The organism is Bacillus sp. FSL W7-1034 (genome assembly GCF_038593365.1).
GTDB lineage: Bacteria > Bacillota > Bacilli > Bacillales > Bacillaceae > Bacillus > Bacillus altitudinis.
In genome coordinates, this window is record NZ_CP151989.1 from 22,146 (window position 1) to 34,592 (window position 12,447).

Genomic DNA, 12,447 nt, shown 5'->3' on the forward strand with positions numbered 1-12,447 from the left:
AAAAGGAGTGTTACACATGCTGGATATTAAACAACTGCGCACGGATTTTGATCAAATCAAAGAAAAATTAGCCCATCGAGGCGAAGATTTAGCGGATTTTGATAAGTTTGGTGAGCTGGATCAAAAAAGAAGAGAATTAATCGGCAAAACAGAAGTATTAAAGAGCCGAAGAAATGAAGTATCACAGCAAGTGGCTGTTCTAAAAAGAGAAAAGAAAGAAGCCGATCACATTATTCAAGAAATGCGTGAGGTAGGCGATGAGATTAAGAAGTTAGATGATGAATTAAGAACAGTAGAGGAAAGCCTGCAAACCATCCTATTCTCAATTCCAAACATCCCTCATGACTCTGTACCAGTCGGTGAAACAGAAGATGACAACATTGAAGTGAGAAAATGGGGCGAACAGCCAGCCTTCTCATTTGAACCAAAGCCGCATTGGGATGTAGCGGATGAACTGAAAATTTTGGATTTTGAACGTGCAGGAAAAGTGACAGGAAGCCGTTTCGTTTTTTATAAAGGGCTAGGAGCACGGCTAGAGCGTGCACTTTATAACTTTATGCTGGATTTACACGTAGATGAATTTGGTTTTACTGAAGTACTACCACCTTATATGGTCAACAGAGCAAGCATGACAGGAACTGGACAGCTTCCAAAGTTTGAAGAGGATGCTTTTAAAATTCGAGAAGAAGATTATTTCCTCATTCCAACGGCTGAAGTGCCAATTACGAATATGCACCGTGACGAAATTCTTGAAGGAGAGCAGCTGCCAATCAATTATGCAGCGTTTAGTGCTTGCTTTAGATCAGAAGCTGGTTCTGCTGGCAGAGATACGCGCGGACTCATCCGTCAGCACCAATTTAACAAAGTAGAGCTTGTGAAATTTGTCAGACCAGAAGATTCTTATGAAGAATTAGAAAAACTAACAAACCAAGCAGAAAAAGTTCTTCAATTATTGAACCTGCCATACCGTGTCATGAGCATGTGTACAGGAGATTTAGGCTTTACGGCTGCGAAGAAATACGATATCGAAGTATGGATTCCAAGCCAAAATACGTATCGTGAAATTTCTTCTTGCAGTAACTTTGAAGCGTTCCAAGCGAGACGAGCAAACATTCGTTTCCGCCCTGAGCCTAAAGCCAAGCCAGAACATGTGCACACATTAAATGGATCTGGTTTAGCAGTAGGAAGAACTGTTGCAGCCATTTTAGAAAACTATCAACAAGAGGATGGAACAGTGATCATCCCTGAGGTGTTACGTCCTTATATGGGAAATAAAGAAGTGATAAAATAAGATGCCGTCATGGCATCTTATTCTTTTTACCTAAACTTCTACAGCTTTTCTAAAATAAGCCGATAAAAGAACTAAAAGCATCTAGGAAAGAAGGAATAACCTTGAATAGGCTTGACTATTATGTTGAAATGGCTCAATTACTCAGAAAAGTTCTAGATGAAAGTGTTCTTTTCGGCATCACTGATACAGAAAAGGTACTTTGCTATTATCCATCGACCACAGTAGATTTTGGCATTAAAGTAGGGGACGCTTTAAACCCAGAGGACCAAAACGTGGCGACGACATTAAGAGGACAAGAATATGATGGGCATTTGCCAGAGTCTTTATATGGTTATGAAATTGCTGTAAAAGGTTATCCGATTTTTGATGAAGATAGAAAAGTGATTGGCTCTTTTTTAGTGGCTTTTTCACATCATCGTGAGAAGAAATTAAGCGGCTATATGGAACATATCAATAAAGTAGCGAAAGAATTACAAGGTGGAATCGAGCAAATTGCTGCTCATTCTCAAGAACTGGCTGCGACAAGCTTAGAAATTAGTGAGCAGGCCGGAAGAGCAGAAGAGAAATCCGCAAACATTGAAGAAGTCGTCAAAACCATTGGCGGTATTGCGAGACAAACAAACCTGTTAGGACTCAATGCTGCAATTGAAGCGGCAAGAGCAGGTGAAAATGGAAAAGGCTTTGCTGTTGTTGCAGACGAGGTACGTAAGTTATCAGATGGATCAAAGGAAGCAGCTGAAACCATTAATGCATTTTTAAAAGAAATCCAAGACAGCATTGGCACTTTATCTGAAAATATCTCACAAATCAGCAGTTCAACAAACGAACAAGCTAAACAAGTGACAGACTTTACAAAGATTATTGAGTCATTAAATGATTTTAAAGAAGAGATGAATCTTTTTATAGAAGAAATTAGACAGGATACGTAATAGATGAAGAGCAGCCGATAATCGGCTGCTTTTTATAGGCTAAACATCATACCAAAATCAAATGTTGAAATTTTTTTCGAAAAGATGTTGACTTAAAATAAGATGATATGATATATTAATTCTTGTCGATACGGAGGAATACCCAAGTCCGGCTGAAGGGATCGGTCTTGAAAACCGACAGGGGTGTCAAAGCCCGCGGGGGTTCGAATCCCTCTTCCTCCGCCATATTGATTTTACCTTAGTTGAATTGAAACGCATAAAAATTGGAAATTGTCAAACCGCTGCATTCGAGAAATGCAGCGGTTTTTTTTTATTATTTTGTGTTAGAGCGATTTTTTTGAATAACAGAAGCAATTTCATGAAGAATTGGATCAAGTGAGCTTTCATCATGAAGTAGGTCATAATCTTCAATATTAATTTTAATCACAGGGCACAGATCAAATTGTTCAATCCATTCTGTATATCGAGTGTACATTTCTTCCCAATATGCTCGATCGGTTTGAGTTTCCATCTCTCTCCCGCGCTCTTCAATACGATGTAATATATGATCTAAATCCCCATGCAAGTAAATGAGGACATCTGGGTGAGGGAAGTAAGGTGTCATCACCATTGCCTCAAATAGACTCGTATACGTTTCATAGTCTACCTCTGACATGGTACCTTTGTCTGCGTGCATTTTAGCAAAAATACCAGTGTCCTCATAAATGGACCGGTCTTGTACATAACCTCCACCAGACTCGAAGATTCGTTTCTGCTCCTTAAAACGTTCAGCTAGAAAATAGACCTGTAAATGAAAGCTCCATCTTTGGAAATCTGAATAAAAAGGCTCTAAGTATGGATTATCATCTACTTTTTCGAGAGAAGTTTGAAACCCTAGCTTGTCCGCTATTGTTTTCGTCATGGTCGATTTTCCGACACCAACTGTCCCTGCAATTGTAATGACAGCATCCTTTGGTATTTCAATATTTTTCATAGTACTTGCTCCTTTATGTTCTGTACAATTTGCTGGTAATCTTGCTGTGAGGAAACGAAGTCTGTATGATCGCCTTCAATTGTAATGATAGGAAGACCTGGGTCAGTTTGTTTTAAATGCTCGATGGCCAACTCATAATCTTCAATCAGGGTTTTTAAATAAGCTGGATCAATGTCTTCTTCAAAAGATCGGCCTCTCATCTTTATTCTATCAAGTAAGGTGGGAAGGCTGGCTTTTATATAGATCATGGCATTTGGTTTAGGAAGATCATCTGTCAGCAAGTGATAGATCTTTCTGTATTTATCCATGTGCTTTTTGGATAAGGTTCTCTCTGCAAATATCATATTTTTATAGACATGATAATCAGTGACAATCGGCTGCTGTTTTTTGACATAGTTCTCTTCAATAGATTCTAACTGTTTAAACCGATTGCATAGAAAGAACATCTCAAGCTGAAAGCTCCATTGTTCCATATCTTCATAAAATTTATCTAAGAATGGATTTTCTTCTACAATTTCTTTTACTAAAGGAAATTGAAATTCCTTTGAAAGCATTGTAGCCAAGGTTGTTTTTCCGGCTCCAATTGGGCCTTCCACTGCAATAAAAGGGGCAGGATACATAGGCGTTCTCCTCTATCTATAAAGTTGTCAAACCAATGTATATTGTACCATACCCCTTCTGAGAGATAGAGCGTATGAATTACGATGTCGTTCTTTTTTCAATATTAAATTGATCTGATAACAACAACCAGTTTTGTGGGAAGGATAGACCTAATTTCCAGTAAGCAATTCCATTTAGGTTTAACTCTTTAATGAGATTAAATTTGGCTTGAATGGATCTTGCATCTTCAAACCAAACCTCGTGTTCTTTGTTATTAGCATCTGTATAACGGAAATAAGGTGCTTGTGCTGTTTCGTCATATAAAATGGATACATTATTCTCTCTAGCAATGGCGATCGCTTGTTGAGGGCTGACGGCTTTGGCGATAGGGCCTCCTTGAACATAAGGGAGTGTCCAATCATATCCATATAAATTCTGCCCCATCACAATTTTATTGGCAGGTATGACAGTCAGTGCATATTCAATGACTTGGCGGACAGGGCCGATCGGAGAGACGGCTTGTGCAGGCCCGCCGCTGTAGCCCCACTCATAAGTCATTAGCACAACATGATCAACAATCTTTCCAATTGCTTCATAGTCATGTGCCTCATACCATTTTCCTTTCTGTTCACTGCTTGTTTTAGGAGCGAGTGCCACAGAAATAGTCCAACCCTGTTGATGAAAACGAGTTGTTGCTTCTCTTAAAAATTGAAGGTAGGCTTCTTTATCAACTGGGCGTAAATATTCAAAGTCAAAATGGATTTCTTTTAATTGATACTTTTGAGCAACGCGGACGATTTCATTTAATAATGTCGTTTTGACAGATTGATTTGTTAAAAGGATTCGCCCGAGTTCATCACTAAATTTATCATTCTCTAGATTTGTGACTACCATGGATAAAACCGTTCTGCTTTGAGCGGCAATCTGAGGCAATTGATCTAATGGTGGCTCGCGAAGTGTTCCGTCTCTTTGCGCTTGAAAACTAAAAGCGCCGAGATGTGTTAAGTATGGAGATGCCTCTCTGGCTGCTTGCTTTAAATTTTCGCTGACTTGGTTTCCGCGTGGTTCTATATAGGCATTAGAATTAATATTTCTTTTCGGTCTTTGTGGAATATAAAGCAAGAAGCGAATAGGCAATATAGCTTCAGGTCGAATCCGATTCACACGTGCCAATTCTTCTACCGAAATTTGAAATCTTCTTCCAATTTGATAAAGTGTATCATTTTGTTTGACCTCATAAAATTGACCTCTAATTGGGATGACAATTGTTTGTCCAACCACTAGTTGATTTGGTGTTTCGATGTCGTTGGTCCGAATGATTTCATTTACCGTTGTTTTAAAACGCATGGCAATCTCATTTAACGTATCTCCTCTTTTGACAACATAAATTTGAATGGTCAACGCCCCCTTTGTTATTGCTAACAATTTATGAGGGTGATGGATAAATCATGTTTGATTTTCATCCGTGATCTCTTTAGTGGTTGTGATTTTGGCGAGAAGAACGTTCTCCATCATCGTTAAAGCGTACTCGTTGTCCCTATCATCATTTGAAGCAATACAATCTTTAGGTACAGTGAGGTTGTACTCTCGCATGTAAGCGTCATTTGCAGTGAACAGGACACAGATGTTTCCGGCAATTCCAGTTAAAATAAGTTCTTGCACACCTAATTCATTTAGGAGTGTCTCTAGTGCTGTTCCGTAAAAAGCAGAGTGCTTAGGTTTAATTAAGAAATAATCATCTTTAGATGGTGCCATTTGCTCTAAAATAGGGGCACTTCTTTCGTTTTTACATGTTTCCATAACAGCTTTGATATCAGCCTTCCAGAGTCCATAGTGGTCGTTGATATAGATAATTGGCCAATTTTTCTTGAAAGCGTGTTGTTTAAGGGCTAAAATTTTATTAGTCATTTGCTCTGTTTTTTCAGCGAGCACATGTCCCATTTCGAAATCAAAATTATTGATCATGTCAATAATAAGCAGTGCCTTTTGTTGTTTTGGCAAATCAAGACCCCCTTTAAAAGATTGTGATAATATGTTAACCTCAATATCCTTTAAAAAAACATGAAAAGAGAGCCGTGCTATGACGAAAGATGAACAGTTTATGCAAGAAGCTATTTCTGAAGCTTTGAAAGCAAAACAAATAGGAGAAGTTCCAATCGGTGCCGTCATCGTTGTTGATGATCAAATTGTAAGCCGTGCTCACAATTTAAGGGAAAGTGAACAGCGATCAATTGCTCATGCGGAATTACTTGCTATTGATGAAGCGTGTAAAATGACTGGTAGCTGGCGTTTAGAAGATGCTGTACTTTATGTTACACTCGAACCGTGCCCAATGTGTGCAGGCGCTATTGTACTTTCAAGAGTGAAAAAGGTCGTTTTTGGTGCCTATGATCCTAAAGGTGGATGTGCTGGTACTTTAATGAATTTATTGGACGATGAGCGGTTCAATCATCAGTCTGAAGTCATTGGCGGTGTGCTTGAAAATGAGTGTGGTGAGCTGTTAAGTCAGTTCTTTCGAGACCTCCGTCAGCGTAAGAAGCAGGCGAAAAGTAAATGAATGGATGTCGTTTGCAATTTTATCACTTAGAAGGTATACTTATGTCTGCGTCACCAACAATTTAATATTCATTTTGCCGTGCTAAGCGGGGAGGTAGCGGTGCCCTGTACTCGCAATCCGCTCTAGCGAGGCCGAATCCCTTCTCAAGGTTCGTTTACTTCAAGGTCTGCCTTAAATAAGTGGTGTTGACGTCTGGGTCCTGCGCAATGGGAATTCATGAACCATGTCAGGTCCGGAAGGAAGCAGCATTAAGTGAAACCTCTCATGTGCCGCAGGGTTGCCTGGGCCGAGCTAACTGTTTAAGTAACGCTTGGGGTAGCGAATCGACAGAAGGTGCACGGTAAATCAATATTAAATGTAACTCATCTAGTTTATCTAGGTGAGTTTTTTGTTGCTATTGAAAGAATATATCAGTTGTTTTGTTTATACAAATAGTAAAAAAGCCATTTTCGGGTGAGGTATTTTTGAAGCAATTCATAAAGGGAACGAATGTTCTTGTTGATCTGACAGACATTTTCAGAAAGCAGGAAAACACGTTTTTTAATCAAGAAAAGTAAAAAGTCTTTAAAGGAAATGCTCTTTTTCATTTATTAGAAAATAAAGGTGTACTTTTGAATTGATCGTTGCATCATGTATAATGAACATGATGATAAATGGAGGAGGGCGTATTTGTGAGTTATCAAGCTTTATACCGAGTGTTCAGACCTCAAGTTTTTGAGGATGTTGTTGGACAAGAACACATCACAAAAACGTTGCAAAATGCCCTTTTGCAGAAAAAGTTTTCTCATGCTTACTTATTTTCAGGTCCTAGAGGAACAGGTAAAACAAGTGCTGCCAAGATTTTTGCGAAAGCAGTGAACTGTGAAAAGTCACCTGTTAGTGAGCCGTGTAATGAGTGTGATGCCTGTAGAGGGATTACGACCGGTTCGATTTCAGACGTGATTGAAATAGATGCTGCCTCAAATAACGGGGTAGATGAAATTCGGGATATACGTGATAAAGTGAAATTTGCTCCTTCAGCGGTTACATATAAGGTTTATATTATAGATGAGGTACATATGCTCTCTATCGGGGCATTTAATGCACTTCTTAAAACGCTAGAGGAACCACCTGCTCATTGTATCTTTATTTTGGCTACCACAGAGCCTCATAAGATTCCTCTTACCATCATATCAAGATGTCAGAGATTTGATTTTAAACGGATCACGACAAAAGATATTGTTGGACGAATGGAGAAAATTGTAGATGCAGAAAGCCTAAATATACAAGAGGGTTCACTCGAGATTATTGCTAGTGCGGCAGATGGAGGCATGCGTGACGCACTCAGTCTCCTTGACCAAGCGATCTCATTTAGTGGTGAACAGCTCACAATTGATGATGCACTGCTCATTACAGGTGCTGTATCTCAGCATTTCATTAGTCAGCTTGCTGAAGCCATTTTTGAGCAAAATATTGCGATAGCGCTGGATACGTTAAATGAATTGCTTCAACAGGGGAAAGATGCCGCGAAATTAATAGAGGATATGATCTTCTACTTTAGAGATATGCTTCTTTACAAAACAGCACCGGATCTTGAAGGTGTCCTTGAAAAAGTCAAAGTCGACGATAAGTTTGTGGCTCTTTCTGAACGTGTGGCACCTCAGTTTCTTTATGAAACGATTGAAGTGCTGAATAAAAGCCATCAGGAAATGAAATGGACAAACCATCCTAGAATTTTCTTTGAAGTAGCTGTGGTTAAGCTCTGTCAGTCAACGGCTGGTGCTGTATCATCTCCGGCTGATTCCGACCTAACAGCGTTAACGAATAAAATAGACAGGCTGGAACAGGAGCTATCTAGGCTAAAAGCTGAGGGTGTTCCAATGACTCAGTCTCAGAGTCCTCAAGCAAAAACGGAAGCACCTCGACCTCAAACGAGTAATAAAAATGGTTATCGTGCACCTGTCGGTCGAATTCATGAGATTTTAAAAGAAGCGAAGCGGCCGGAGCTAGAAAAAATAAAAGGCAAATGGGGAGAGCTTCTTGCCCAATTAAAACAGCAAAATAAGGTATCTCACGCTGCGCTATTAACAGATAGTGAACCAGTTGCGGCGGCAACTCATGCCTTTGTTTTAAAATTCAAATTTGAAATACATTGTAAGATGGTGGCCGAAGATAAAAGTGGTGTTCGAACCAATCTTGAGCAACTGCTAGAATCTATGCTAGGAAAAAGAGTGGAATTAGTTGGCGTTCCTGACGCTCAATGGGGTAAAATAAGAGAAGAATTTTTAAGAGATCATCAGCCTGAAGAACAAGCAGATGGTCAGGCAGCTTCTGCTGAAGAAGATCCATTAATTGCAGAAGCAAAGAAGTTAGTAGGAACCGATTTAATTGAAATTAAAGATTAACAATTTGAAAGAGAGTGGTGTTCATATGCGCGGTGGAATGGGAAATATGCAAAAAATGATGAAACAAATGCAAAAAATGCAGAAGGATATGGCTAAGGCTCAAGAAGAGCTTGCAGAAAAAGTCCTTGAAGGTACGGCAGGTGGCGGCATGGTCACTGTAAAAGTAAATGGACAAAAAGAAGTCGTTGATGTGGCGATTAATGAAGAAGTTGTTGATCCTGAAGACATCGATATGCTTCAAGACCTTGTACTTGCAGCAACAAATGATGCATTGAAAAAAGTTGATGAACTAACGAATGAAACAATGGGTCAATTCACAAAAGGAATGAACATGCCAGGTTTATTCTAGGAGGAATAACTGAAGATGCAATATCCTGAACCAATATCAAAGCTGATTGATAGCTTTATGAAATTGCCAGGAATCGGACCTAAAACTGCGGTCCGTCTGGCTTTTTTTGTTCTTAGTATGCAAGAAGATGTCGTGCTGGATTTTGCGAAGGCACTTGTTAATGCAAAGCGTAATTTAACTTATTGTTCTGTTTGCGGACATATCACCGACCAGGATCCTTGCTATATTTGTGAAGATACAAGAAGAGATCAATCTGTGATCTGTGTCGTGCAGGATCCAAAAGATGTGATCGCAATGGAAAAAATGAAAGAATACAACGGCTTATATCATGTGCTTCATGGTGCTATTTCACCAATGGACGGAATTGGACCGGAGGATATTAAAATTCCTGACCTATTAAAAAGATTGCAAGACGATCAAGTCACAGAGGTCATTCTTGCAACCAACCCAAACATTGAGGGAGAAGCGACAGCCATGTATATCTCTAGATTGTTGAAACCATCAGGAATTAAACTCTCTCGCATTGCTCACGGACTCCCAGTAGGTGGAGATTTAGAGTATGCGGATGAAGTCACACTTTCTAAGGCTCTAGAAGGCAGACGTGAGATGTAGGAAGGAGAAGTACGGTACATGGGTTTTCTTCGCAGAAAATCAATTCGAAAAGAATTCGATGAGATATTAATTCAACAGCTTTTTAAGCAAAAGGAAGAATGGAACAGACAAAAAAAGCTTGTCGCAAATAGCGTTGAGCCTTCACCGGACATTCTATTCGAATTAAAGCTTGCTCAAGCTAAGTACTTTTTCTATCTGAGAGAAGCGAAAAAGAGAAATTTACGTTTAAACAACTGGAGATAGCAGGTCTATTTTCCATAATCCTCTCATATGCTTGTACTATTCATATGAAGAGGAGATGAGAGGATTATGGAACCTGTTATTGTGATTGGTTCAATTTTGTTAGCTGTTTTATTGTTGTTTATGTCGGGTGTTCAAGCAAATCCATTCAAATGGTTAGGGCTTATCGGAATAAAATTTGTCGCAGGCGCTCTTTTTTTATTTTGTCTCAATTTATTCGGCGAGAGTTTAGGGCTTCATGTTTCCATTAACCCTGTAACGAGCGGAATTAGTGGTTTGTTGGGCATTCCAGGTGTAGCAGCTTTAGTCGTAATTGAAAAGTTTATTATTTAATGCAAAATATTGTTGACTTTGATTATATATGGTGGTAAATTAATATACGTCGCTGATGACGAAGAAACGAAAAAACATAATAGCAAAAAAGTTGTTGACACTAACAACTTGGATGTGATAAGATGTTCTAGTCGCTTCTGAAGCGGTAAACAAGTTCTTTGAAAACTAAACAAGACAAAACGTACCTGTTAATTCGAGTTTTTATAAAAAAATCCTATGATACATCATAGGTAGTCAGTCAAACACTGACGAAAAACAAAACTTCGGTTTTGTACTTTTTCGGAGAGTTTGATCCTGGCTCAGGACGAACGCTGGCGGCGTGCCTAATACATGCAAGTCGAGCGGACAGAAGGGAGCTTGCTCCCGGATGTTAGCGGCGGACGGGTGAGTAACACGTGGGTAACCTGCCTGTAAGACTGGGATAACTCCGGGAAACCGGAGCTAATACCGGATAGTTCCTTGAACCGCATGGTTCAAGGATGAAAGACGGTTTCGGCTGTCACTTACAGATGGACCCGCGGCGCATTAGCTAGTTGGTGAGGTAACGGCTCACCAAGGCGACGATGCGTAGCCGACCTGAGAGGGTGATCGGCCACACTGGGACTGAGACACGGCCCAGACTCCTACGGGAGGCAGCAGTAGGGAATCTTCCGCAATGGACGAAAGTCTGACGGAGCAACGCCGCGTGAGTGATGAAGGTTTTCGGATCGTAAAGCTCTGTTGTTAGGGAAGAACAAGTGCAAGAGTAACTGCTTGCACCTTGACGGTACCTAACCAGAAAGCCACGGCTAACTACGTGCCAGCAGCCGCGGTAATACGTAGGTGGCAAGCGTTGTCCGGAATTATTGGGCGTAAAGGGCTCGCAGGCGGTTTCTTAAGTCTGATGTGAAAGCCCCCGGCTCAACCGGGGAGGGTCATTGGAAACTGGGAAACTTGAGTGCAGAAGAGGAGAGTGGAATTCCACGTGTAGCGGTGAAATGCGTAGAGATGTGGAGGAACACCAGTGGCGAAGGCGACTCTCTGGTCTGTAACTGACGCTGAGGAGCGAAAGCGTGGGGAGCGAACAGGATTAGATACCCTGGTAGTCCACGCCGTAAACGATGAGTGCTAAGTGTTAGGGGGTTTCCGCCCCTTAGTGCTGCAGCTAACGCATTAAGCACTCCGCCTGGGGAGTACGGTCGCAAGACTGAAACTCAAAGGAATTGACGGGGGCCCGCACAAGCGGTGGAGCATGTGGTTTAATTCGAAGCAACGCGAAGAACCTTACCAGGTCTTGACATCCTCTGACAACCCTAGAGATAGGGCTTTCCCTTCGGGGACAGAGTGACAGGTGGTGCATGGTTGTCGTCAGCTCGTGTCGTGAGATGTTGGGTTAAGTCCCGCAACGAGCGCAACCCTTGATCTTAGTTGCCAGCATTTAGTTGGGCACTCTAAGGTGACTGCCGGTGACAAACCGGAGGAAGGTGGGGATGACGTCAAATCATCATGCCCCTTATGACCTGGGCTACACACGTGCTACAATGGACAGAACAAAGGGCTGCGAGACCGCAAGGTTTAGCCAATCCCACAAATCTGTTCTCAGTTCGGATCGCAGTCTGCAACTCGACTGCGTGAAGCTGGAATCGCTAGTAATCGCGGATCAGCATGCCGCGGTGAATACGTTCCCGGGCCTTGTACACACCGCCCGTCACACCACGAGAGTTTGCAACACCCGAAGTCGGTGAGGTAACCTTTATGGAGCCAGCCGCCGAAGGTGGGGCAGATGATTGGGGTGAAGTCGTAACAAGGTAGCCGTATCGGAAGGTGCGGCTGGATCACCTCCTTTCTAAGGATATATGGAGCAGCGTACGTTTTTCGTCTTGTTTAGTTTTGAAGGAACTTGCAAAAGATCCTACAACATCATATCTTCGATATGAAAGATGGGCCTGTAGCTCAGCTGGTTAGAGCGCACGCCTGATAAGCGTGAGGTCGGTGGTTCGAGTCCACTCAGGCCCACCATCTTCTATTAAATCGGGGCCTTAGCTCAGCTGGGAGAGCGCCTGCCTTGCACGCAGGAGGTCAGCGGTTCGATCCCGCTAGGCTCCACCAACGTGTTCTTTGAAAACTAGATAACAATAAGTAATACATTCACATTGAATGCAATGCAAAGTTCATCACACATAGTGATTCTTTCTAAAGT

General features: G+C 41.3%; 12 protein-coding genes, 3 tRNA genes, 1 rRNA gene and 1 other RNA gene. 13 read left to right on the plus strand and 4 right to left on the minus strand.

All coding sequences use genetic code 11. The features are described from left to right. Window positions 1-16 precede the first annotated feature (16 nt). The 3 genes from serS (at window position 17) to NST73_RS00105 (ending at window position 2,445) form a co-directional block, all read left to right on the plus strand. Window positions 17-1,291, plus strand: a complete 1,275-nt coding sequence (serS, locus tag NST73_RS00095) for a serine--tRNA ligase (protein ID WP_096880875.1) — start codon at window positions 17-19, stop codon at window positions 1,289-1,291. Window positions 1,292-1,392: 101 nt separating this feature from the next. Continuing rightward, the gene (locus NST73_RS00100; RefSeq protein WP_008342025.1) at window positions 1,393-2,220 is read left to right on the plus strand and encodes a methyl-accepting chemotaxis protein; all 828 of its coding nucleotides are present in this window, start codon (window positions 1,393-1,395) and stop codon (window positions 2,218-2,220) included. Window positions 2,221-2,352: 132 nt separating this feature from the next. Then, window positions 2,353-2,445 (plus strand) — tRNA-Ser (locus NST73_RS00105). Between the two features lie 88 nt (window positions 2,446-2,533). Here the strand turns inward: NST73_RS00105 and NST73_RS00110 are convergent. The 4 genes from NST73_RS00110 to NST73_RS00125 all read right to left on the minus strand — a co-directional run bounded on the left by NST73_RS00110 (window position 2,534) and on the right by NST73_RS00125 (window position 5,794). Beyond that, window positions 2,534-3,193: a deoxynucleoside kinase gene (locus tag NST73_RS00110; protein ID WP_024719578.1), complete on the minus strand. Its 660-nt coding sequence runs from the start codon at window positions 3,191-3,193 to the stop codon at window positions 2,534-2,536. Beyond that, entirely contained in the window at window positions 3,190-3,813 is a 624-nt protein-coding gene (locus tag NST73_RS00115) for a deoxynucleoside kinase (RefSeq protein ID WP_017366700.1), read from the minus strand. Before NST73_RS00115 ends, NST73_RS00110 begins: the two co-directional genes overlap by 4 nt. Window positions 3,814-3,892: 79 nt before the next feature. Further along, on the minus strand, window positions 3,893-5,194 hold the full coding sequence (locus tag NST73_RS00120) for a glycoside hydrolase family 18 protein (protein ID WP_035391604.1): 1,302 nt from the start codon (window positions 5,192-5,194) through the stop codon (window positions 3,893-3,895). A 45-nt stretch (window positions 5,195-5,239) separates the two neighbouring features. Next, on the minus strand, window positions 5,240-5,794 hold the full coding sequence (locus tag NST73_RS00125; protein ID WP_041091587.1) for an isochorismatase family cysteine hydrolase: 555 nt from the start codon (window positions 5,792-5,794) through the stop codon (window positions 5,240-5,242). Window positions 5,795-5,873: 79 nt separating this feature from the next. On the opposite strand from NST73_RS00125, the gene tadA reads away from it, so the two are divergent. The 10 genes from tadA (at window position 5,874) to NST73_RS00175 (ending at window position 12,356) form a co-directional block, all read left to right on the plus strand. Further along, complete coding sequence (gene tadA, locus NST73_RS00130; RefSeq protein ID WP_008342015.1) at window positions 5,874-6,350, plus strand: tRNA adenosine(34) deaminase TadA; 477 nt, start codon at window positions 5,874-5,876, stop codon at window positions 6,348-6,350. Window positions 6,351-6,426: 76 nt separating this feature from the next. Then, window positions 6,427-6,691: signal recognition particle sRNA large type (gene ffs / locus NST73_RS00135), an RNA gene on the plus strand. A gap of 330 nt (window positions 6,692-7,021) precedes the next feature. Next, complete coding sequence (gene dnaX / locus NST73_RS00140) at window positions 7,022-8,734, plus strand: DNA polymerase III subunit gamma/tau (protein ID WP_008342013.1); 1,713 nt, start codon at window positions 7,022-7,024, stop codon at window positions 8,732-8,734. Window positions 8,735-8,759: 25 nt separating this feature from the next. After that, on the plus strand, window positions 8,760-9,083 hold the full coding sequence (locus tag NST73_RS00145; protein ID WP_008342011.1) for a YbaB/EbfC family nucleoid-associated protein: 324 nt from the start codon (window positions 8,760-8,762) through the stop codon (window positions 9,081-9,083). A 15-nt stretch (window positions 9,084-9,098) separates the two neighbouring features. Beyond that, entirely contained in the window at window positions 9,099-9,695 is a 597-nt protein-coding gene (gene recR, locus NST73_RS00150; RefSeq protein WP_003218094.1) for a recombination protein RecR, read from the plus strand. An 18-nt stretch (window positions 9,696-9,713) separates the two neighbouring features. Beyond that, window positions 9,714-9,938, plus strand: coding sequence for a YaaL family protein (locus NST73_RS00155; protein WP_008342008.1), 225 nt, complete (start codon window positions 9,714-9,716; stop codon window positions 9,936-9,938). Between the two features lie 66 nt (window positions 9,939-10,004). Next, window positions 10,005-10,268: a pro-sigmaK processing inhibitor BofA family protein gene (locus NST73_RS00160; protein ID WP_012009068.1), complete on the plus strand. Its 264-nt coding sequence runs from the start codon at window positions 10,005-10,007 to the stop codon at window positions 10,266-10,268. Between the two features lie 276 nt (window positions 10,269-10,544). Beyond that, window positions 10,545-12,093 (plus strand): 16S ribosomal RNA (locus tag NST73_RS00165). Between the two features lie 96 nt (window positions 12,094-12,189). After that, window positions 12,190-12,266, plus strand: a tRNA-Ile gene (locus NST73_RS00170). A 14-nt stretch (window positions 12,267-12,280) separates the two neighbouring features. Further along, window positions 12,281-12,356 (plus strand) — tRNA-Ala (locus NST73_RS00175). The last annotated feature ends 91 nt before the right edge of the window (window positions 12,357-12,447 follow it).